A 21,606-nucleotide genomic window follows, 5' to 3' on the forward strand; every position below is an offset into this window, starting at 1 on the left:
CAATGAAATCACTCACACTCGCTTTTTGTCTTGCCATTCTCGGCGGAACCGTAACGGCCCAGGGGTTATACATGCCACGCAACGTGAAGCAGGCTTACCAGAAAGGAACCCGCTCTTTGGATGGCAAACCCGGAAAAAACTACTGGCAGAACTTTGCCCGCTACAACATCACCATTACAGCCACTCCCCCCAACCGAACCATTCGCGGGAAGGAAGAGATCACCTACATCAACAACAGCCCCGATACACTCAGGTCGCTCGTTTTCAAGCTGATCCTGAACAGCCATAAACCCGGCGCGGTGCGGCAGTCGCCAGCCTCCGATGATTACCTGACATCGGGAATTCACATCGATAAGTATACGGAAGGCAGAAACGATAAAATCTGGCGGGATGCGGGGAATACCACCCAGCGGCAGGTGGCGCTGACACAGCCTCTCATGCCCCGCGACTCGATAAAACTGGCCTTCGAGTGGCACTACGATGTTTCCAAAGAAAGCGGGCGCGAAGGTGTATTGGATTCAACGACCTTTTTCCTGGCTTACTTTTACCCAAGGGTAGCCGTGATGGACGATTACTACGGCTGGGACCGCACGACCTTTACCGAAGCTCAGGAGTTTTACAACGATTTCAATGACTACACGCTCACGGTCAACGTACCGAAAGATTACCTCGTTTGGGCCACCGGCGATTTGCAGAATGCGGCCGAAGTGCTGCAACCCACCTACGCCAAACGCCTGAGCGAATCCCTGCAAACGGACGCTATCATTCACGTAGCAACCCTCGCTGATCTGGCTACCAAAAATGTAACGATGCAGCAACCGGTCAATTCCTGGAAATGGAAAGCCAGTTACGTGCCCGACATGGCCCTGTGCATCAGCAACCAATACGTCTGGGATGCGTCGAGCGTGGTGGTCGATAAAAAGACCAACCGGCGGTCGAGTGTGCAGGCGGCTTTTCTGGACACGGCCAAAGACTTTCACGAGATGGTGGGCTTCGGTCGGCACGCGCTCGACTGGTTTTCCAACAACACCCCCGGTGTGCCTTACCCCTATCCTAAAACAACCATCGTTCAGGGCTTTGCCGATATGGAATACCCGATGATGGTGAATGACGGCAGCACTAACGACCTGAATTTTTCGCGGTTTGTGGCCGAGCACGAGATTGCCCATACCTGGTTTCCGTTCTACATGGGTATCAACGAAACGCGCTACGGATTTATGGACGAAGGCTGGGTAACGGCTTTTGAATACCTGATCAGTCAGGCCGACTTAGGCAACGATCAGGCGATGAAGAACTTCCAGCTGTTTCGGGTACGCAGTTGGATCAAGGACCCGTCGGCGGAACAGGATTTGCCGATCATTACCCCCGCCAACGTGCTGAGCGGAGCGGCCATGGGCAACAATGAATATGGGAAGGCCGCGCTGGGCTATCTGGCACTTAAAGAACTGCTGGGCGATACCGACTTTAAAAAGAGCCTGCTCGAATTCATGGCCCGCTGGCATGGCAAACACCCCACCCCCTGGGATATGTTCTACAGTTTCAACAACGCATCGGGCAAAGACCTGAACTGGTTCTGGACCAACTGGTTTTTCAGTAATAACTACATCGACCTCGCCGTCCAGAACGTTGTCACAACGCCAACACTTTGTACCGTTTCGATTCAGAACATTGGCGGGTATGTAGCCCCGACGGATATTGTCTTGACCTTTACCGATGGCACATCCCAGACATCTCACCAGACACCGGCTATCTGGCAGGCCAACCAGCGCCTTGCGGTGGTGAAGATTCCGGTCAAGAAGAAGGTGGCATCCATTCGACTGGAAGGCGGCATTTTCATGGACGCCGACGAGCGGAACAACGTCTGGAAAGCAAAGTAAGACCGGGCCGCCATACGGTCGTGTTTGGCACGACCGTATGGCGTTACCTGTTATCCCCCGTCAATCCCGATACCCCCTCCCCTAACAACTGCCCGCCCGGCGGGAACAATCGGTTACTGGAACGCGTATGTAAATACGTACCTCCCAGTTGAGTTTATGACTCGCCGACAGCATTTTGTTATTATCCTGATTTTAGGGGCGCTCTCGACAATCAGTCCGTTTTCCATCGACATGTATTTGCCGGGCTTTCCGGCTATTGCCCGAGATCTTCATACGTCCATTTCGCAGGTTCAGCTTTCGCTAACGGCTTATCTGGTGGGCATTTCGGTGGGGCAGCTTTTGTACGGCCCCCTCCTCGACCGGTATGGCCGAAAGCGTCCGTTATATGCGGGATTGATCGTGTACGGAATTGCTTCGATTGGCTGTGCCTTCAGCTCGTCGATCGAGATGCTCATTGCCATGCGCCTGTTGCAGGCGCTTGGCGGCTGCGTGGGATTGGTGGCAGCTCAGGCACTGGTACGCGATCTGTTTCCGGTGGGTGAAATTGCGCAGGTCTTTTCGTTGCTTACGCTCGTGGTGGCCGTTTCGCCCATGATTGCGCCGACGGTTGGCGGGTATGCCACTGTTGCCTTTGGCTGGCATTCGATTTTCGTCATTCTGGCCATTATCACCATCCTGATGCTAGTGGGCATCTATTTCGTTCTGCCGAATGGTAAAGCGCCCGATGCATCCTTGTCCCTTCGTCCGAAGGCTGTCATGGGCAGTTTCTATACCGTGCTGAAACAGCCCCAGTTCTTAACCTATTCGCTGGTTGGCGGCATTGCTACGTCGGCCCCGTTCGCTTATCTGGCGGGCTCTTCCGACGTGTTTATGAATATCTACCACGTCAGCGCTCAGCAATACGGCTGGATTTTTGCCTTTCTGGCCATCGCCATGATCGGGCCAACGCAATTGAACCGGTTTCTGCTTCGGCGGTTCAGCAATGAACAGATTATTTTCGCTACGCTGATCTACCAGACGGTAGTTGGTGTGCTGCTGGTGCTAGGTACCTGGGCGGGATGGTATGGGCAATATGGCCTGATCGGTATGCTGTTCCTGTTTCTGGGCGGGCAGGGCATCACAAACCCTAATGCGTCGGCATTGTCGCTGGCGCCGTTTTCCCGGCACGCGGGCAGTGCGGCTGCCCTCATGGGGAGCTTCCGGATGGGCTTCGGCTCGCTGGTTTCAGCTTCCGTCAGCCTGTTGCACAACAACACCGCCATCCCGATGGTGGGGGTCATGACGGGCTGCATCATTCTGGGGCTGCTCATCCTGCTGATTGGTGAGCGGGTCATTCGTCATCAGGCTAAATCCGCTAACCTGGACGAGCCAATGGCCGAGGCTTTGTTATGAGTATATTGACTGGCATTTATAGCCAATTTGGCGACTTGACAACGGCCTGCACCAATGCCCTACCCTTCTGAGAATAGCGACAGCACTAGTTTCGCATACGATTACCGGCTGGATTCTGTCACGGTGCCAACGTTGACGGATAGCCAGCTTGCCCTGCATAGCGGGGGTTTCCTGTCGTCGGCAGACGCGTACGCCGACATTATACCGACTCATATTGATGTCGACCAGGGAACATTTACAACGGCATCGCGGGTGGCGTACTTTCCCATCGTTACTGTCCAACAAACCGGGGATTCCCTGCTGGTGTCCTGCACCTGCGATGCCCCAAAAAATAAACTCTGTACCCACCAGACGCAGGTTCTGTCCAGCCTGATTGGTCGGCGGGAACTGCGTATTTTTTTCGACCCCGCCATTCGGCACGAGGCTATCCGGCAGGTTGCCAGCAATTACGGGCTGGAAAACGAAGCCCGGCTGGATGACTTCTTCCAGCTTGAGTATCATAACAAGGCCATTAGCATTCGACCCAAGCGGGAAGAACTCATTTCCTTTACTCCGGCTGACCGCGACCGATTGACCGCCAGCTTACTGCCCAAAGCCACACGGCAGGGACCAATACCAGAGGAACTATCACCGCTTCAAAAGCGAATACTGGTGTTTACAAAGCATCGGTACTACGATAACTTCTGTCTGGAGCTTTTCGATGCCGCAACGGCTAAAGACGGAAAGCCGAAGAATCCTTTAACGGTTCTCCAGCCACTTGACCTGCTGCCCAAAGTCGATAGTCTGAACGAAGTCAGGTTCTATTCGGCAGTGGCTAAGTTCCAGAATCATCACCGGACGAAAAACGAAGAGATCGACCTGGAAGGATTGCGGCTAGTCGTTAACAATCCGTCGACACTACCGGTTTATTACCATTCGCCCCGCGTTTCGGAGAATATAACGGCTCACTCACTCGTCCCAATCAAACTGGAGAGCCTGAAAACCGGCCTTCAGTTAACCGTTCAATATAGCGACAGTTTTTATGAGGTTGGCGGCACCGTCATTATCAATGGAGCCACACATGGCCTGCATACCCTTACGCTTCGGTACGATTACTTTATCCTGCTCGATGATACGCTGTATCTGATCGACAACCCGGCTTACCTGCGTATTATTCAGTTTTTCAGTAAAAAGAAGACCAGGCTAGCCATCCACCAGTCGAAGTATGACTTCTTCCAACAAACGGTTTTGTCGGAACTGGAAGACCAGATTCTAATTCAGTACGCCTATCTAAAACCGGCCACCGCCCGTCAATTGGCCCAGCAGGGCTTTGCCGAGGAACACGAGCGACTTATCTACCTGTCGGGTACGGAGACTTATGTGTTTCTGACGCCGGTCATGAAATATGGGAATGTTGAAGTACCGGTGCTCTCCAAGCGGCAGATTCACGGCGTCGACCGCAAGGGGAAGCCATTTTCGGTAGCGCGGGACGAAGCCGCCGAAGTGGCGTTTACAATGGCTGTGCTGGCGGAGCATTCCGACTTTTACGATCAGCTTAACCAGAGCTATTTCTATCTGCACAAAAAACATGTGCTGGAGGAAGGGTGGTTTCTGGACGCCTTCGAGGCCTGGACCAATCAGGGAATTAAGGTGTTGGGATTCAACACGCTGAAGAACAATAAACTGAATCCTCACAAAGCCAAAGTTTCGGTTACGGTGAGCAGCGGCCTCAACTGGTTCGAAACGGAACTGGGCCTGTCGTACGGCAAGCAAACGGTATCGCTCAAACACCTGCACAAAGCCATCAAAAATCGCAGCCGATTCGTTACGCTTGACGATGGAACGCAGGGCCTGCTTCCTGCCGAATGGCTCGACCGCTTTTCGGCCTATTTCCAGGCGGGCGACGTTGTCGACGATCGTATCCGAACGCCCAAAGTCAACTTTCAGAGCATCCGTGAACTATACGCCGAAGAAGAACTGCTGAATGACGTAAAAGACCAGCTGGCGCTGTTTGCGAAAGGGTTCCGGGATTTTACGTCCATCCGCCCCGTCGCTGTTCCAAATGAATTACAGGCTACCCTCCGGGATTACCAGAAAGAAGGGCTGAACTGGCTGAACTTCCTCGACGAACTCGGCTTTGGCGGTTGCCTGGCCGACGATATGGGTCTGGGCAAAACCCTTCAGATCATTGCGTTCATCTTACTACAGCGCACCAAAAATCGACCGAATACAAATCTGGTCATTGTTCCCAAATCGCTGCTGTTCAACTGGCAGGCCGAAGTGGCCAAATTTGCTCCCGGTCTTCGAATACATACCTTTTACGGCGTAAATCGCGGCCTGACAAAAACCGAGTTCGACCAGTACGAGATCATCCTGACCTCTTACGGCACACTCCTGTCCGACATTCGTTTCTTAAAAGAATACCCATTCAATTACGTCTTTCTGGACGAATCGCAGGCTATCAAAAATCCGGAGTCGCAGCGGTATCAGGCCGCTCGTTTGCTGCAATCCCGCAACAGGATTGTGCTGACGGGTACGCCCATCGAAAACCACACCTTCGATCTGTACGGACAATTGTCATTTGCCTGTCCGGGTTTGCTGGGCAGTTACAACCATTTCAGAGCGCATTACTCCACGCCCATCGACAAGTTTGGCGATTACCAGCGTGCCCGCGAACTACAGAAGAAAATCAATCCGTTCATCCTCCGCCGAACCAAAGCGCAGGTAGCGACCGAACTGCCCGACAAAACAGAAATAGTGATTCACTGCGACATGGGGCTGGAGCAGCGCCGGGTGTATGACGCCTACGAGCAGGAGTTCCGAAATTATCTGCTGTCAACTAAAGAAGGCGACATACCCCGCGCAAAGCTGCATGTGCTGCAGGGGCTCACAAAACTGCGCCAGATTTGCAACGCTCCGGTGCTGCTCAACGACGAGGAATTTTACGGCAACTCATCGGCCAAGATCGACGTGCTAATGGAGCAGATCGAAAACAAATCCCCGAATCATAAAATCCTGGTCTTCTCCCAGTTCGTGACCATGCTCGACCTGATCAGGAAAGAGCTCGAAGCCCGGCAGATCGGGTTTGAGTACCTCACCGGCCAAACTAACGACCGGCAAACCATCGTTAACCGGTTTCAGACCGACGACAGCGTTCGGGTGTTTCTGATCAGCCTCAAAGCGGGTGGTACGGGACTCAACCTGACCCAAGCCGATTACGTGTACCTGGTCGATCCGTGGTGGAACCCGGCGGTCGAAAATCAGGCCATTGACCGAAGCTACCGGATTGGGCAAAAAAAGAATGTCGTAGCCGTTCGGCTGATCTGCCCCAACACCATCGAAGAAAAGATTTTACTTCTCCAAGAAACAAAGCAGGAGCTGGCTGATCAACTGGTTAGAACCGACACCGCTATACTCAAGTCATTATCAAAGAAAGACCTGTTAGAATTACTCAATTAGTACAGCTTTTTCTCATTTTTATTCAAAATAAAAACTATTTTTTAGGTTAACGAAAATAAATTATCATAAACTATAGATTTACAATAGAATTGTTATTTATATTTACATCGTAATACTCACCGTAACTTTTTACTTATGCCTACATTATTACTTACCATTGCCGCTGTAACGGAGTTAGATTTCGTAGCAGACGCTTATCTCTATAAAAATACTGGTACTATTGCTGTTATTCTTAAGCCTACACTACGCGATGGGCTTCCGTTAACCAAATCTACGTTGACCTTCAGTACAGATAACTTCACGGTTGAGGCCGTGCTGGAAGCGTACGAACGGGAAGTTGTTTCGTTTTTAGCAAACACCTTGCGAACAGCCGAACGGCTTTTGGCCAAATCAACGCGGTCTACGTTAACACCCTTCGCGCCTTTATGCCTAAATTAGAAAATCTACTTAAATAACTACGATAATAACACATTAAAACTAAGTTAACAGGTGCGGTCATTTAGTCGTGCCGGTATAGATCTACTAGTAAAAAAATATACTATTGACAGGCAAGGCGAGCTACGGATGTGGTTCGCCTTGCCTGTTTTTTACAGATTCTGCTGCCATACTTCCCGCAGTTTAATCTGCTGGGGCGTTGCCTGTGGGTCGAGTTGAAATTTATATTTTTGAACGAGTTCCTTTTCCTGAACCGTACCTTTAACCTTCAGTTCCTGCCCATTTCGTTTGACAGTCAGTTCATACACATCGCCCACCTTCTGCTTCTTCAACTCATATTGAATGGCGCTGAACGTTTCCAGCGTAACAGGTTGCCCATTATAGGCAACCCACTCGTCTTTTTCCTGCAAACCCGCTTTGCGTAATGAGTCACTCAGGCTTGTCAGCAAGAACTTATTATCGACAAAGCCGGCTCCCATACCCATGTAGGGTCCTTTCTGACCCGTATTTACACTAGGCATGTAAGTGATTCCCAATTTCCCATAATAGTCGCTGAAGGGCAGCGGCTCAGTCGCTTTCACGTACCGGTTAAAGAAATCTGCGATTTCGGGATACGTTTTTTGGGTGAATATCGTGAAGAACTCCTTTTCGGGAAAAGCCTGATTAGGGCCGTAGGTGGTAGCGAGTTCATTGATCACTTCACGCAATCCACGCTTCCCGTTCGACAGCTCCAGCAGACGAATATCCAGCAGACCGGCCACCAGTGCCCCGCGAGCGTAGATATTGCCGTACTGCCGCTGGCCTTCGTCGGTATAGCAGGTCAGACCTAACTTACTCAGGCTGTAGGTCGTATCCAGGCTTTTATCGTACGCTATTTTCTGACTTAGCTCATCAAAATACGTTGGCAGCTCCATGATCTTGCCCCGCAGTTGCATGGCATCGCTGGCCCACTCGGTTACGCCTTCGTACAGCCAGAGGTGTTCGGAGGGGGTAGGCGTTACGAAGTTGAACTGCTGGATAATTTCGCTGTGAATATTGAGGGGCGTCACGACGTGAAAAAACTCATGGGCGGCAATAGAAGTCATATTGTCGGCCAGCTTCTTCGAGAATTCTTCTTCTTTGATCACGTATTCGGAGCTGTAGGAATGTTCCCAGGCACCCCAGTCCTGATCTTCGAAGTGATACAGAAACGTGTACCGTTTTACGGGTAGCTGTTTCAGAAACTGCCCGGCGGCATTGAGCATCGCCTGCATGTTGGTAAGCAGTTGATCGGACTTGATCTTATCGCTTTTTGAATACGTATACACGTCGATCTGCGCCCCGGCCACCGTGGTCGTTGCTTTGGTCAAACGACCAAGCAGTATGGGCGAATCGACAATGCGGTCGTAATTAGCCGCTGTAAAGTAGCCTTTTGCGTTCTTTTCCAGTGCCGTTCCTACCGACCATTCGGCCGGGTAGTTGAGTTTCAGGTCGATGGGTGCGTCCTGCATACCGGTGGGAAAGCCGAACACGCCCTGCCCGTTAATGAGCGCGTGGTCTTTTTCGATGGACGTGCCACACATATTGTAAGGTTTGTGCTCGTTGACGGGTGTATCCCAGGTTTCGGCGATACTGTACTGCACCGTCCGTACGTTTTCGGGTTTATCGAACTGCCACTGGTTGGTGGACACCTGCTGCGTTTTCAGTTCGCGACCTTTGGCATCGAATGCTTTGAACGACCGCACATAGCGGCCAATATCCATAATCTGATAAGTACCTGGCGCCGTTGATGCGAACTGGTAAACGGCATTGGCGGCCGTCAGTCCGCTAACTCGCAGGGTCACTTTAAACTGATCGTCGGCGCGGTCGTTGAGGTTCACTTCATACACCAGGGGCGTGGTGGGCTTGGCCGTTGTGAATTGGAAAAAGAGTGTACTGAACGCCAGAACCAACAAGCGTGAGATTTTCATAAATGCTTTATATCAATGTAAAGCAACAAGTTAACTGAATCAGCCAACCGACTAAAGGCAGATAGTTTTTGCGGAAGTATTACGGGATAAATGGTACTGGTATGCCAGGCAGGAATAAGTTGTAAATCTGCTATTATACGTTGGGCGTAGTTTATGACAACGCCCAACGTATAATGGCTTCTTTTCTTATCGTCGCTACACACTAACCTCCGAAGCCGACTGGTCCTGCTGGATGTAGGTGGGGTCCATGTACATGGTTTCCCAGAGGTGGCCGTCCAGGTCCTGAAAGCCGTGGCCGTACATGAAGCTGTGATCCTGCGGCTCGTTTGGCGTGGTGGCCCCGGCGGCTACCGCTTTGCTCACCCACTCATCGACGGCTTCCCGACTCTCCGATGAAAGGCAGATGATCGCTTCGGCACTTTTAGTCGTGTCGGCAATTTCTTTCTTCGTAAAGCTTTTAAAAAACGCTTCGACCAGCAGCATGACGTAAATACCCTCGCTGATGATCATACAGGTGGCCTTTTCGTCTGTGAACTGCGGGTTGAAACTATACCCCAGGCGGGTAAAGAACTCGATGGATTTGTTCAGGTCTTTAACGGGCAGATTTACAAAGATTTGGGTTGCCATACGTAGTTATGTTTAGTTGTTTACTACACAAAAGTATCAGCCATGGCCCGAATCGAAGGCGTGTAAATGCGGCAATAAAAGGGGTAATTGCGGCAATATTCGCCCTTCTTACGTAGGGCCGTACATTCAGGGGCCCAGACTTCTTTTCCAGAAACCTCCGTGCGCCAAACCATGTCTTTTCGTCACCTTACAAACCTGTTTTACTCATGATTCGACCGGTATACGCTTTCCTGCTATTCTTATGCATACTACCGCTACTGATAGCACTCAGGCCCAAACCCACGGCCAGACCTATTGTACTGGCTTACGTGGGTGGGTTTCGCGGGCTGGTTGATGCGGAGAAGATTGCCGCCGAAAAAATCACGCACATCAACTACGCCTTTGTCGATGTGCGAAACAACCGGGCATGGCTCCATAACCTCGCTACCGACTCCACAAATTTCAGAAAACTGAACCAGCTCAAACGACGCAATCCCGACCTCAAAATTCTGATTTCCCTTGGCGGCTGGTCCTGGAGTGAGAACTTCTCCGACGCGGTCGTGAGCGATACGGGACGGGTAGCCTTTGCCGCATCAGCCGTCGACATTGTCCGGGAATACCAGTTGGATGGCATCGACATTGACTGGGAATACCCCGGCATGAAAGGCGAAGACAATGTATTCCGCCCCGAAGACAAAGAAAATTTCACCCTGCTGTTCAAATCCCTGCGCGAACAGTTGAACGGTCTGAAAAAGCAAACGGGTAAAGACTACCTTGTTACAACAGCCCTGCCCGGTTTTGAGGCCATATTCACCCATACCGATATGGCCCAGGCTCACCAATACCTGGACTTCATCAATGTGATGTCGTACGATTTCTTTACGGGCGGCCCGCTGGCCGGGCATCACACGAACCTGTACGCATCGGGCAAAGTCGACAAAGAAAGCTCCGGCGACCTGTCCATAAAGCGGTACGAACAGGCGGGGGTTCCGGCCAATAAACTCCTGCTGGGCATTGCCTTTTACGGTCGGGCATGGCAGTTGCAAAACGACAACCCGAAGGCGCATCCCAGAACCATTACCAAAGTGGAGCGGGGCGGTGGCTACACCTTTATTAAAGACAGCCTGCTCACTAACCCGGCCTACAAACGCCACTGGGACCGGCGTGCCAAAGCGCCCTATCTGTACAACGGCGACCTGAAACGGTTTGTCTCCTACGATGATGAAAAGTCGGTAAAGGCCAAGTGCGACTACGTGAAGAAAAACGGCCTGGCGGGTGTGATGTTCTGGGAGTACTTCAGTGACCCGAAGGCGTATCTGCTGGACGAAATTAACCGGCAGCTTTTGTAATGCGGGTAAAACTCGTGCTACAGTTTAACCAGTCACTAAAAACAAAACAACCCGATAGAGGTCTTTTATTGACCATCAACTCATTCTATGGATATATCCACAAACACCGTCCTGATTACGGGCGGGGCCTCCGGCATTGGCTGGGCACTGGCCGAACGCTTTCTTCAGGCAGGCAGTCAGGTGATCATTTGCGGACGACGAGCCGATAAACTACAGGAAGCCCGGCAGAAATACCCACAACTCCACGTTCGCCAGTGCGACGTGGGGCAGGCCGCCGAACGAGTGGCGCTGCTCGACTGGGTACGCAGCGATTTTCCGCAGGTCAATGTGCTCATCAACAACGCGGGTATTCAGCGACGGATGCAACTGGCCAACAGCCAGGAGGATTGGATCGAAACCCAGTCGGAGATAGCGATTAACCTGGAAGCCCCCATTCATTTGACAACGTTGTTCATTGCGCATTTGCGGGAGCAGCCTAAAGCCGCCATCGTTAACGTAACCTCCGGACTCGCCTTTGTGCCGGGTGCGTTTGCGCCCGTTTACAGCGCCACGAAAGCGGCCCTGCACTCGTTTACCATGTCGCTGCGGCACCAGCTTTCCAAGACGTCGATTGAAGTTATCGAACTGGTCCCCCCAGCTGTTAACACGGATTTGGGCGGAACGGGCCTGCATAACTTCGGCGTGCCGGTAGGTGATTTCGCCGATGCGATGATAGCGGGTCTTAAAGCCGGAGAGTTGGAAGTCGGCTATGGCACGTCGGAAACAAATCGAAAGGCTTCCCGGGAGCAGATTGACGCAATTTTCCAACAAATGAACAGCCGGTTTTAACGAGCGAACGAAACTTTCCCGACGAAAAAGGAAAGTGAATACAGGGGTCTGTCATCCATACATGACAGACCCTTACTATTTATATATATTCCCAAACAATGCCGTTTATCAGTCTGTTGAGCCCCAAAGCAGCAACAAAACTAACCGAACTCAACGTCATGACAAATCAAGATCACAATCAGTCAACTCCCTGGGGACTCTTATCGGCAAAGGCAATTATATACGTAGCTATCGGGGTCTTTATATTCGCATTTTCCGGCTCATTTACGGCTGTTTCGGGCAGTATTCTGGCGGGATTATTTATGCTGGCGGGTGTTTTTCAACTCTTGTTTTCGAGACGGAACAAGAGCACCGATACCTCCAACATTTGGGGCCTGATGTATGGCTTTAGCGACATCGGTTTCGGTATCGCCATTCTCATCTATTCGCTGGGTGATTCGGACAGCATTGTCCAAACGCTTGCTTTCTGGGCATTACTGTACGCCATTTTACAATCCGTGCAGGCCATGTATTCGTTCATTGCCGCCCGGGGCGGAACGAGTGCCCCGCTCAAGAGCATGTTAACGCATGGCGTCACTGTTCTGGTTTCGGGTGGTATGTCGTACGTATTGCTAACATTTGCCACAGGCTTTAATGAATCCATGCACCTGTCCGGCCTGTTCACCATGGGTCTGGGTGCCCTTCTTTTTGTGCTGATCCAGTTGATGCGCGCCCAAAAAGCCGGTGAAACCGAGCATCGTATCGGGTAATAGTAACTGTACCCGACAGCCTCTGGTTGTCGGGTACAGTTACCGGTATAGCCATTTGGCAACGAGCCGGGTGTAGCGGGGCATGACCACAAACGTCATAAGCCCCACAATACATAGGCTTATCACCAACGGCTTAAGCAAGGGAAGCGACAGGAAAGGAAGCCCCGAAAAAAGGGGCGAAAGCAATAAGGGAATAAGGACGGATAAAGGAAAAATAGCTGACCACGTCAACAAAAACTGTTTGTAAGGGGGGGGCATTTTCCTGGATTCCGGCGGAGTAAACCAGAATTCCAGTCCGGTTCTGATTTCTATCTTTTCGTCCGTATTCAGGAACGGACGCACCTTCTCGACCATCTGTCGGCGCGTATCGGATTCCAGCCATTGCCGCAGGGTGTTTTCCGAAGCAAAATGAAGAACAATCGTGTACTCGTCGTTCTGTCCGTGTGGTTTTATAACATTGACGCCCCGGTGCCCGGCGGCTCCCTGTGCTAACGGCACCATTTCTTTTAACCAATTCTCATAGGCCTGAACCTGCTCTTTATACGGCCGCTGCACAATGATTGTGGTAACGGCACTCTCGATTTCAATGGGGATGCTGGCTGCCATAACGTGAGTGCTTTAACCGGCGATTGACTGTACAGGTAAAGCGGTTGTAAAGCTCTGCTTTTCTGTAAATATCCGGCAAATCATCAGGCAAAAAACGACGCATTATACCGTAAACCCGTCGATTTATACTGGTCATGGCGTTTCAAGCCACACCGTGTTGAGCATAGTTTATAAACTATGCTCAACATGTCAGGAAAAACTCTCTTACTTCTTCTTGCCCCCTTTTACCATCTCCGTCGACAAGTTCTTTGTGAAGAAGGGCAGCATTTTCTGTTCGATGCGCTCGCCGATGCGGTTGATATGGTCACCGTCGTATTCTTCGTAGGTATGCGGGATGCTGTAGTTAGTGAGCATGGCGTCCAGCACTTTGTTGGTACCTGCTATTGTGGCGTCTTTCGAACCCGCATCGAAGGCCAGCGCGTGCAGTTGTTTGATATTATTGATGTACTGATCGAGGGTGGCGAGGGGGGCATTGGCAGCCCATTTGGCCGTAACCATCGGTTGAGCCTCCCCTTCTTTCACGGGTAAGTCCAGAAAGAAAGGCGCCTTCGTGGGATTGGGCGACCACGAAGCTGCCGATGCAAACATGGCTTTCGTGCCAAAATCTGCTTTTTCCAGGTCGGCCTGCGTTTTTACGCTTTCCATACGGGTTGCCATTTGCGGGTTAGTCGGGCCGCTCATGTTGGGCACCATGCAGCAGGGGCTGAGCAGGTACAAGCTGGAAAATATCTCCGGGTGCTTCTGGCCGATGCGAATGGTACCGTAACCGCCCATCGAATGGCCCGCTAACCCACGACTGGCCGCTTGCGGCAGGGTGCGGTAGTTTTTGTCGACATAAGCCACCAGTTCATCGGCCACAAAATCCTCCCAGTTGCCAATCGTTACCGAGTTAGAGTACATGCTGCCGAAATACCGGTTGTAGGCATTGGGCGTTACGATGATAAACTCCCCAGATTTACCGTCGGCCAGTGTTTTATCGACCACGGCGGGCAGGTTGATCCAGTGCTTCGTAAAGCCGTACCATTTATCGTCGCTGTCGGTGAAGCCGTGCAGAAAATAGATAACGGGATACCGGCGTTTTTTGTCGGTTTGGTAACTGGGCGGCAAATACACCGACACGTCCCGGTCCGGCGAATCGCCCGCCAGATTGCCTTCCAGCCCTTTGCCGTGTACTTTTATGCGTTCTACCTTCCCGGCTTTAGCGGGGTTATCCTGACTATAGCCCGGCGTGGCGTACAGTATACCTGAAATACCCAGCATCAGCAGGGACCGGACTAATCGGGTTGATCGTGTCGATTGACGATTCATAGAGTTAAGGTTCATGCCAACAGAAGAATGGAAAACGCCTTTTTTACTTTTACAGCGACACCTTCTTCTCCCCTTTGTCGACTCCCATAATGAATTTAATCAGCCCGTTCATGTAGGTTTTCTGATCGTCGTACATGGACATGTGGCTGCCGTTGGGGCAATAGAGGTAGCTGCCGTTGGGCAGTTGGGTTGCCATCCACTTCATGTGCTCGGGGTCCATGGTGTCGTACCGGGCGCCGATGGTCAGGGTGGGCACGGTGATCTTAGGAAGATCGGCTTTGCGGTCCCAGTTGACCAGATTGCCCGCAATACCAAATTCACTCGGGCCCTGCATGGTTACGTACAGCGACTGGTTCGTTTTGTTCAGGGCGCGGGTCATGGGTTCGGGCCACTGGTCGAGGGGCAGCCGACAGATGTGTTTGGCGTAGAAGTTAGGCAGGAGCAGCTCCATATACCGGGGGCTGGTATACGCACCCCGGGCTTCGATGTCGTTGACTTCCTTCACGACGGCGGGGTCCATCTCTTTAGCCAGCACATTATCGGCATACTTCCCGTAATCGGGGCAACTCGACATCATATTGGATATAATCAATCCTTTTAGGTTCTTGCCGTATTTCAGGGCGTACTCCGTCGCCAGAATACCACCCCACGAGTGGCCCAGCAGGTAGAAATTATCGGGCGTCAGATTCAGAGCCGACCGCACCTGCTCCACTTCCTCCACAAAACGGGGCAAATCCCAGAAGGTAGTATCGTTGGGATTATCGGAGTTGCCCGTTCCTAATTGATCGTAGTAGATGAACTCGATGCCTTCGGCGGGCAGGAAGCTCTCCATGACTTCAAAGTATTCGTGCGTGGCACCGGGTCCACCGTTGAGGAGCAGCAGTTTGATTTTCGGGTTATTGCCAAAGCGTTTCGTCCAGACTTTAAAATTGCCCTTGGGTGTCCTGATCGGGATGAAGCGCATCCCGCCGGTAGCCACTCCGCTCGTATCCGAGGTAAAATAGCTTTTGAGGGTTGTCGTATCTGTTTCGGACGACCGGCACGACCAGCTTAACGCAGCCGCACAAAGGAGCAAAAAGGAGAGGTATTTCATCAAGGTATGACTAGGAATGAGACAGTTGACAAGTATACACACAGCCGGGCAGAACTCAAACAACTGCTTGCGCCTAAAGCATTGCCCGGCCATTCCGTTTCGGCAACTGAATGAACCGATAGATAAACGATCGGAGAACTCGATTAAGCGATAACATACCTTTAGTATCAGTCATTTATCCACTCTCCTTTCTACCTCGCGGATCGAGTCAATCTTAATTCAACAAACAACCACTAACTGATTTATGTCATGAATAGAAACCGATTTATGGCGGTCCTCTCCACGTTGGTAGCCGCGCCATCCCTGGCGTTTTCCGGATTCAAAAAAAGGGGTCTCCCCAGGAAGGGCTTCAAGGCGAATGCGGGCGAAGGCCGCAAACACGGTCATTTAACGCTCAAAGACGTTAACGTTAATATTCTTGATGTTAAGATCTCGGGTAGCGATACCGACGGTGGACTAGCCATTTTTGAGCAAACGTCACTGTCGCCTAAACGGGGCACCCCGTTGCACGTTCATCCGGATCAGGATGAGGTTTTCTACGTAATCGAAGGAGCTTACTATTTTCAGGTAGGCGACGAAAAATTCAATCTGAAAGCTGGTGACAGCATTTTTCTACCCCGAAATGTACCTCATGCCTGGACTCAGGTAGCTGATAAAGGCAAAATGATCGTGGTGTTTCAGCCGGCGGGTAAAATGGAGGATTTCTTTGTTAGTCTGGCGGGCATGGACCATGATCCCAGTCCGGAAGAAATTGCCAGATTATTCAAGGACAACCAGATGCAGATCGTTGGTCCGCCCTTGAAAGTAGACTGAAGTGTTGTTCAGGATTGGCCGGTTTCCTGCCCCATTGGCCAATCCTGAACGATACGCGTAGTTATTGATTTGACTGATTAACGGTACCTACATTGCTGATACCGCTTTGGTAGACATTCACGGTGTTGGTACCGAAGGATGACCCTAACGGAGAAGACTGGATGATGGTCAGGCTGTTTGCTTCACCCAGTTGCGTAGCCTCCTCGGGGTTAGTCCCCGCCGGATTGCCGAGTACGCCTTTAATTAAATTCCCCTCCCCGTATTGGCTGGTCGTCATGCTGTTGTTACTACCCACTTGCAGGATTCGGCTTCGGTTGTTGGAACCATCTATGTAAATGGTTGCCTGGTTGTTGGTGCTCACGGCACCGGTAGGTCCTATAAGAGCAGCGCCTATCGAAGAGCCCTGCGTGATGGTAGCAAAGTTATCTCCGCCACCTGTACTGACGTTCTGGGTGATACTGGCCTTGTTATCGGAAGCGCTTATCTGCGTGATAACACCATAGCTGCCTCCCGTACCACCAGACACCTGCGTAATGGTGGCCTGATTATCGGCTGCGTTTTGTCCCTGGGTAATGATGGCTTCCGAATACCCAAATCCTTTTTGGCTGATGATCGCAGCCTGGTCGTTACCTTCCTGGCTAATGGTGGCGGTCAATTTGCTGCCGGTCTGGTCAACCGACGCATTTTGCCGAGCCCCAATCTGACTTAGCGTAACTGTGTTGTTTTGAGCAAAAGAAGTTGTTGCGAGAACAGCCCAGGCGGAGAGGCTTAAGATAAATGCTTTCATAAAAGTTTACATGAATGGATGAGTAAAAAAAGAACGAAAGCGGGCAGGGCGCTTTGGGTCATAAACCTGAATACTAGCATAATAGCCGTACACTTGCTAAATAAATGATGGGTTCGGTCGTAATTCTATTCTGTAGTTCGTTACCTAGTTGTTCTGTTAACATCTGGTAAATCAAACACTATGATTCCGCTACACACATTGCCGGCAACCGTCGAAGAACTTATTACGGCAGGTCTTGCCCCCGCCGATACGCTGGACAGGGTCGTTCAATGCGTTGGTATGACCTTGCAGGCCGATCGCTGTTTCCTTTATGTACGGCAGCCCGATCGGCATCGGGGACGAACTGCTTTTTGCTGGCGAAGAAACGAGGCTATCCCCGATAAAAACACGATACAGCCTGACTGGCAACCCGACACCGATGCGTTACCTGCCGAAGACCCCTTGATTCGGGCGGGGCTGGCCATGAAGCCGTCGGTTTACGTCGATGATGTATACACAGCGGGGCCTGACATACTCAACCGGCAATTTGAAGAGGAGACATTCGGTCACCGGGCGCTGATCCATGCACACATTCAGCGCGACAACGCGCTGTGGGGCATTTTACAGCCCTGCATGTTCGGAAGCCCCCGCCATTGGACCGACGAGGAGAAAGTGCAGATCGAGGCCATTCTGCCGCGTTTGCAGCCGGTAATAGCGGCTTATGTCACATCCGATTGACGTATACCGAATTGTACCAACAGCATTCAGCTATCGGATACATGGCTTAAGCCCGCACTCTTTTCTTAAGGGTAGATCACAACGACGTGTTGTTTGCCGGGAGTAATGCCTAAAAAAACAACGGCTGGCCCCTCGTGGAGCCAGCCGTTGCTGCTATAAGATGATACCTGAAAGCTACTTTTTAGCCGAGGCAATCAGATCATTTGCCATTTTTACATAGTCCGCATTTTTGGCTTCGGTTGCCAGAGCAACGGTTTTCTCCGCGCTGGCAATGGCATTGGCTTTCTCTTTTAATTTCAGTTCAATGCGGGCTTTCAGCAACATGATCCAAAAGGCTTTCGGATTTTGTTCCGTGGCCTTGGTTGCCCAGCCAAGTGCTTGCTTCAAATCGCGGTTGGTATCGTAATAATAACTCGCGGCTTCAAAATAAGCGGGCTTATCCGACGCCAGCGAAGCCTCGATGTTTTTCACGATTGTTTGATCAATATCCGCTGTAATGGTAACCGGAACGCGGGTTTTATCCCACATAATTTCCAGCACGGCCGAATTTGGCAGAATATCGGCGATATTGATGGTAAAGGTTTCTACTTTGTTAGCCAGCGTAGTTGGTTTCACCTGAACCCGCACCACTTCGTTTTCTTTTTTGTAATCGCCCACGTTGGCACCCAGGGCCAGGTCTTTGGAAAGCATCACTTCCCAGCTGGTTTTACCCGGAATCGTGAACAGCCCGTAGGTACCCGCTTTCACTTCTTTACCTTCCAGCTTCACATCCGACGAAAAGGTGATTTTTGAAGTTGCATTGGCCCCCGTGCGCCAAACTTTATCAAAAGGAACCAGATCGCCGAAGATGGCCCGTCCTTTAACCGCCGGTCTGGAATACTCAAGCGTAATGTCGCCTAAGGCAAAACTTTGTTTGGTAGTCTGGGCAGGGCTGGCGGCCGGTACTTTGAGTTGTGCGTGAGCAATTGACAGTGAACAAAGTGTAAATACACTGGCTGCGGCAATTGACAAATAGGTAAGCCTCTTCATGATGAAGGAATGATGAAATTGACTGTGGTACGTTTATTTTCAGTAGCCAAAGGTACTGATTATTACGGCCGCTGCGATTCTTCAGCCGTAAGTTGTCCAAAAGGTTTATAGCTTGTCTATCTATCCCCGGCACTTTGACACAGCTAATTACCTGACTATCTGACACTGTCCTAAAAGTAAGTGAGATTGTCCCAAAACTGAGCGTCTGCAGTTAGGCCACCCCCTACTTTTGATTGCGCATCTAACCCATGCAAAACGTGCCATTAAGCCTGTTACGCTTCTCATCCTTTACCAATTATTAAAACCATGAATCAACTTATTCTGACCACTGTCTGTTTGCTGATCACGAGTACGGTAACGTTTGCTCAATCAACTACTTTCGATGCCCCGGACTCGGATAATCTCCTGGCTAAAATGGAGTCGGTGCCGCCCGCTGACCAACTGACGGAGTACGCTCCGCTCAACAACGTCCCTTTTTTTCCGGGCGGTCAGAAAGCACTGGAGACGTACCTCAATGACCACCGGCCCTTAACTGCTGACCAGCGGGAAGGAACCGTTCACATCCGGTTTCGGGTGATGCCAACGGGTTACCTGACGGAAATCAACGTGCTGCAATCGTCCGAGCCACTGCTGAATCACGCTGCCACGCAAGCGGTTGCTCTAATGCCTCGCTGGTATCCGGCGCATCGGTCGGGCGTAGCGGTAAGTAGCTTGTATGTACTCCCCATCACCTTTCGTTCCCGGTAGCAGAATGCGGGGTAATCAGGAACGATTTATAAAAATAACAGGGCAGACACGGGTACATTACCCGCATCTGCCCCCTTCTTATTCCTTTGTAAGCCTGACTTACATCAGAAATCTGTGTTAGCCTGTTTTATCTCCAGCGGTTTGATCCAGATGTTGCGGTAAAGCACATCGTGGCCTTCGGCCTGTAATTTAATACCGCCGGGGGTGTCTGTGACGCCTTTGCCGCCATCGTTACCACCGTCGATTCCCGAATTGGGACCGCCCCACACCTGACTTATTTTCTGGTTGGTATGCGCTTTTTTACCATTCAGGTAAATGGTCACCATGGCTGGTTCGGTGCGTTTACCATTGGCGAAACGCGCTGCCCGGAACTGAATATCATAGGCGTTCCATTTCCCGATGCCATTGTATAGTTTGTAGGGCGACGGCGATTCGTTGATGACAGCCCCCAGCCCGTGCGAGGTTGTATCGCCGTCGAATATCTGGATCTCGTAGCGGTTTTGCAGATACACCCCGCTGTTGCCACCCGGCTTGCTCACGTAGAATTCCACATGCAACCGGAAATCGCGGAAGGTTTCTTTTGTCACAATATCGGCAGCACCGTAGAGGCCGCCCGCAGCCGCCGGGTCGTTGGTATTCATGACGGTACCGCTGCCCGCCGGATCTTTTTCAATCTGCCATTTAATGGGCATGGTAGCTTTCAGACGCGGACCTTCCCAATACTGCCATTTCTCGTCGAGCATCTTCTTCGACCCATCAAAAAGCACTTCGGCGTCTTTTGGTGCTTTGGCACCTACGCCTATCGGTTCTTTGGCCAGCGGGACCATCGCCAGCGTAACCACAATGACAAATAGATCGGGGATGAAGGCGGGTAACCAGCGAATAAAGCGTTTCATTGTATGAACCATGAGTTAACGATACGGTATAGTAAGCGTTCCTGCACCAAAATTTACCTATAATGACTTGCCTCGCTGTGTAGCAGCCATTAATATACTCTTAATCCGCCGGTTGATACGCCACAGGGAATTACACTGCGGGCTCGCTGACAATTTTGTCGGGCTCGGATGGATTCTGTCGAAAAATCTCTTCCAGCCGGGCAAAGAGTTCGGGGTGTTTCTTTTCCAGGAGATCCGGGCGTTTAAAAAAGTATTCGGATACGACCGCAAAGAACTCCGCTTCGTTAGTAATGCCATACGGGTCAATATCCGACTGATTGGCTTTAATGGCCTGAATACTCCGGTGGATGAGCTGCAACCAGGGTTTTATGTGGTCTTTTTCCAGCAGATAAGCCGGTAGCCCGTCCGTCGATCCATCGACTTTATCCAGCAGATGCACAAACTCATGGATACCCGTGTTCGATTTGCTGGTCTCATTAGCAAAGCCTTCGTATAAAGCCGGTTTTGAGAGCACCATCGTACTCTGCAAGGCACCACCCTCGCCCACCATACCCAGAATGTTCCGATCATCGCCCGTCGTTTGGTAATCGGCATTGAAGCGGTCCTCGTAGAGCAGTACATCAGTGAGTGGATAATACCAGTCATCAAAGCCGAAAATAGGGATAATGGCACTGCTGGCTACCAGAACTTTGTCGAGGTCGTTGACGGTCGTACCCACCCCTTCGATAGTGACCTTGCTCAGGAACTCGCTGACCCGCCGGTCAAAACGTTCTTTCATCTCCTCGCTCAGCAGTTGGTAATACCCAACATGTTCGGTCAGAAGCTGCGGATAGGTGGCGGGCAGCGGCTGTACCGTCTCTGGCCGGCGGCTCATATAGCGCCAGATAAACCAGCCCGCAACCAGCACAACAAGACTGCTAATCAGAATCATCTTCGTGTATTTTTTACAAAATCAAACTGGATTTATTGAACACGGTGGCACCGTGG

19 protein-coding genes are annotated in these 21,606 nt (G+C 51.2%); 10 read left to right on the forward strand and 9 right to left on the reverse strand.

All coding sequences use genetic code 11. The features are described from left to right. Positions 1-2: 2 nt before the first annotated feature. The 4 genes from ACYVJM_RS07975 to ACYVJM_RS07990 all read left to right on the forward strand — a co-directional run bounded on the left by ACYVJM_RS07975 (position 3) and on the right by ACYVJM_RS07990 (position 7,145). Entirely contained in the window at positions 3-1,877 is a 1,875-nt protein-coding gene (locus ACYVJM_RS07975) for a M1 family metallopeptidase (protein ID WP_461147660.1), read from the forward strand. A gap of 156 nt (positions 1,878-2,033) precedes the next feature. After that, a complete protein-coding gene (locus ACYVJM_RS07980; RefSeq protein ID WP_461147661.1) occupies positions 2,034-3,269 on the forward strand; it encodes a Bcr/CflA family multidrug efflux MFS transporter in 1,236 nt (411 codons plus the stop codon). A 54-nt stretch (positions 3,270-3,323) separates the two neighbouring features. After that, positions 3,324-6,707, forward strand: coding sequence for a DEAD/DEAH box helicase (locus ACYVJM_RS07985; RefSeq protein WP_461147662.1), 3,384 nt, complete (start codon positions 3,324-3,326; stop codon positions 6,705-6,707). 135 nt (positions 6,708-6,842) lie between these two features. Continuing rightward, positions 6,843-7,145, forward strand: a complete 303-nt coding sequence (locus ACYVJM_RS07990; RefSeq protein WP_461147663.1) for a hypothetical protein — start codon at positions 6,843-6,845, stop codon at positions 7,143-7,145. A 149-nt stretch (positions 7,146-7,294) separates the two neighbouring features. Here the strand turns inward: ACYVJM_RS07990 and ACYVJM_RS07995 are convergent, their stop codons facing one another. Further along, a complete protein-coding gene (locus tag ACYVJM_RS07995; protein ID WP_461147664.1) occupies positions 7,295-9,091 on the reverse strand; it encodes a M61 family metallopeptidase in 1,797 nt (598 codons plus the stop codon). Positions 9,092-9,286: 195 nt separating this feature from the next. Then, positions 9,287-9,718, reverse strand: a complete 432-nt coding sequence (locus ACYVJM_RS08000) for a VOC family protein (RefSeq protein ID WP_461147665.1) — start codon at positions 9,716-9,718, stop codon at positions 9,287-9,289. A gap of 206 nt (positions 9,719-9,924) precedes the next feature. Here ACYVJM_RS08000 and ACYVJM_RS08005 point away from each other — a divergent pair, with 206 nt between their 5' ends. The 3 genes from ACYVJM_RS08005 to ACYVJM_RS08015 all read left to right on the forward strand — a co-directional run bounded on the left by ACYVJM_RS08005 (position 9,925) and on the right by ACYVJM_RS08015 (position 12,623). After that, on the forward strand, positions 9,925-11,046 hold the full coding sequence (locus ACYVJM_RS08005) for a glycoside hydrolase family 18 protein (protein WP_461147666.1): 1,122 nt from the start codon (positions 9,925-9,927) through the stop codon (positions 11,044-11,046). Positions 11,047-11,133: 87 nt separating this feature from the next. After that, on the forward strand, positions 11,134-11,874 hold the full coding sequence (locus ACYVJM_RS08010) for an SDR family oxidoreductase (protein ID WP_461147667.1): 741 nt from the start codon (positions 11,134-11,136) through the stop codon (positions 11,872-11,874). A gap of 158 nt (positions 11,875-12,032) precedes the next feature. Continuing rightward, complete coding sequence (locus ACYVJM_RS08015) at positions 12,033-12,623, forward strand: DUF308 domain-containing protein (protein ID WP_461147668.1); 591 nt, start codon at positions 12,033-12,035, stop codon at positions 12,621-12,623. Between the two features lie 39 nt (positions 12,624-12,662). On the opposite strand, the gene ACYVJM_RS08020 is transcribed toward ACYVJM_RS08015, so the two are convergent. From ACYVJM_RS08020 to ACYVJM_RS08030, 3 genes are all read right to left on the reverse strand, one after another. Continuing rightward, positions 12,663-13,229 (reverse strand): antibiotic biosynthesis monooxygenase, encoded by a 567-nt coding sequence (locus ACYVJM_RS08020; RefSeq protein ID WP_461147669.1) that lies wholly within the window; start codon positions 13,227-13,229, stop codon positions 12,663-12,665. Between the two features lie 204 nt (positions 13,230-13,433). Next, the gene (locus ACYVJM_RS08025; RefSeq protein ID WP_461147670.1) at positions 13,434-14,537 is read right to left on the reverse strand and encodes an alpha/beta hydrolase; all 1,104 of its coding nucleotides are present in this window, start codon (positions 14,535-14,537) and stop codon (positions 13,434-13,436) included. 49 nt (positions 14,538-14,586) lie between these two features. Then, positions 14,587-15,630: a proline iminopeptidase-family hydrolase gene (locus ACYVJM_RS08030; RefSeq protein WP_461147671.1), complete on the reverse strand. Its 1,044-nt coding sequence runs from the start codon at positions 15,628-15,630 to the stop codon at positions 14,587-14,589. A gap of 249 nt (positions 15,631-15,879) precedes the next feature. On the opposite strand from ACYVJM_RS08030, the gene ACYVJM_RS08035 reads away from it, so the two are divergent. Then, on the forward strand, positions 15,880-16,443 hold the full coding sequence (locus tag ACYVJM_RS08035; protein ID WP_461147672.1) for a cupin domain-containing protein: 564 nt from the start codon (positions 15,880-15,882) through the stop codon (positions 16,441-16,443). A 61-nt stretch (positions 16,444-16,504) separates the two neighbouring features. Here ACYVJM_RS08035 and ACYVJM_RS08040 read toward each other — a convergent pair whose 3' ends face one another. After that, positions 16,505-17,230: a hypothetical protein gene (locus tag ACYVJM_RS08040; protein ID WP_461147673.1), complete on the reverse strand. Its 726-nt coding sequence runs from the start codon at positions 17,228-17,230 to the stop codon at positions 16,505-16,507. A 180-nt stretch (positions 17,231-17,410) separates the two neighbouring features. On the opposite strand from ACYVJM_RS08040, the gene ACYVJM_RS08045 reads away from it, so the two are divergent. Beyond that, a complete protein-coding gene (locus tag ACYVJM_RS08045; RefSeq protein WP_461147674.1) occupies positions 17,411-17,947 on the forward strand; it encodes a GAF domain-containing protein in 537 nt (178 codons plus the stop codon). A 174-nt stretch (positions 17,948-18,121) separates the two neighbouring features. On the opposite strand, the gene ACYVJM_RS08050 is transcribed toward ACYVJM_RS08045, so the two are convergent. Then, positions 18,122-18,976, reverse strand: a complete 855-nt coding sequence (locus tag ACYVJM_RS08050) for a DUF2911 domain-containing protein (RefSeq protein ID WP_461147675.1) — start codon at positions 18,974-18,976, stop codon at positions 18,122-18,124. 306 nt (positions 18,977-19,282) lie between these two features. Between ACYVJM_RS08050 and ACYVJM_RS08055 the strand changes: the two genes are divergently transcribed. After that, complete coding sequence (locus ACYVJM_RS08055) at positions 19,283-19,723, forward strand: energy transducer TonB (protein WP_461147676.1); 441 nt, start codon at positions 19,283-19,285, stop codon at positions 19,721-19,723. 104 nt (positions 19,724-19,827) lie between these two features. Here ACYVJM_RS08055 and ACYVJM_RS08060 read toward each other — a convergent pair whose 3' ends face one another. Further along, on the reverse strand, positions 19,828-20,619 hold the full coding sequence (locus ACYVJM_RS08060; protein WP_461147677.1) for a 3-keto-disaccharide hydrolase: 792 nt from the start codon (positions 20,617-20,619) through the stop codon (positions 19,828-19,830). Positions 20,620-20,749: 130 nt separating this feature from the next. Beyond that, positions 20,750-21,550 (reverse strand): M90 family metallopeptidase, encoded by an 801-nt coding sequence (locus ACYVJM_RS08065; RefSeq protein WP_461147678.1) that lies wholly within the window; start codon positions 21,548-21,550, stop codon positions 20,750-20,752. Between the last annotated feature and the right edge of the window lie 56 nt (positions 21,551-21,606).

Source organism: Spirosoma pulveris, assembly GCF_054781875.1.

Coding starts and splice junctions, on each gene's coding strand:
- ACYVJM_RS08040 (WP_461147673.1), bottom strand. CDS start 17,230: ATGAAAGCATTTATCTTAAGCCTCTCCGCCTGGGCTGTTCTCGCAACA.
- ACYVJM_RS07980 (WP_461147661.1), top strand. CDS start 2,034: ATGACTCGCCGACAGCATTTTGTTATTATCCTGATTTTAGGGGCGCTC.
- ACYVJM_RS08035 (WP_461147672.1), top strand. CDS start 15,880: ATGAATAGAAACCGATTTATGGCGGTCCTCTCCACGTTGGTAGCCGCG.
- ACYVJM_RS08005 (WP_461147666.1), top strand. CDS start 9,925: ATGATTCGACCGGTATACGCTTTCCTGCTATTCTTATGCATACTACCG.
- ACYVJM_RS08030 (WP_461147671.1), bottom strand. CDS start 15,630: ATGAAATACCTCTCCTTTTTGCTCCTTTGTGCGGCTGCGTTAAGCTGG.
- ACYVJM_RS08045 (WP_461147674.1), top strand. CDS start 17,411: ATGATTCCGCTACACACATTGCCGGCAACCGTCGAAGAACTTATTACG.
- ACYVJM_RS08060 (WP_461147677.1), bottom strand. CDS start 20,619: ATGAAACGCTTTATTCGCTGGTTACCCGCCTTCATCCCCGATCTATTT.
- ACYVJM_RS07985 (WP_461147662.1), top strand. CDS start 3,324: ATGCCCTACCCTTCTGAGAATAGCGACAGCACTAGTTTCGCATACGAT.
- ACYVJM_RS08000 (WP_461147665.1), bottom strand. CDS start 9,718: ATGGCAACCCAAATCTTTGTAAATCTGCCCGTTAAAGACCTGAACAAA.
- ACYVJM_RS07975 (WP_461147660.1), top strand. CDS start 3: ATGAAATCACTCACACTCGCTTTTTGTCTTGCCATTCTCGGCGGAACC.
- ACYVJM_RS07990 (WP_461147663.1), top strand. CDS start 6,843: ATGCCTACATTATTACTTACCATTGCCGCTGTAACGGAGTTAGATTTC.
- ACYVJM_RS08065 (WP_461147678.1), bottom strand. CDS start 21,550: ATGATTCTGATTAGCAGTCTTGTTGTGCTGGTTGCGGGCTGGTTTATC.
- ACYVJM_RS08055 (WP_461147676.1), top strand. CDS start 19,283: ATGAATCAACTTATTCTGACCACTGTCTGTTTGCTGATCACGAGTACG.
- ACYVJM_RS08020 (WP_461147669.1), bottom strand. CDS start 13,229: ATGGCAGCCAGCATCCCCATTGAAATCGAGAGTGCCGTTACCACAATC.
- ACYVJM_RS08015 (WP_461147668.1), top strand. CDS start 12,033: ATGACAAATCAAGATCACAATCAGTCAACTCCCTGGGGACTCTTATCG.
- ACYVJM_RS08050 (WP_461147675.1), bottom strand. CDS start 18,976: ATGAAGAGGCTTACCTATTTGTCAATTGCCGCAGCCAGTGTATTTACA.
- ACYVJM_RS08025 (WP_461147670.1), bottom strand. CDS start 14,537: ATGAATCGTCAATCGACACGATCAACCCGATTAGTCCGGTCCCTGCTG.
- ACYVJM_RS08010 (WP_461147667.1), top strand. CDS start 11,134: ATGGATATATCCACAAACACCGTCCTGATTACGGGCGGGGCCTCCGGC.
- ACYVJM_RS07995 (WP_461147664.1), bottom strand. CDS start 9,091: ATGAAAATCTCACGCTTGTTGGTTCTGGCGTTCAGTACACTCTTTTTC.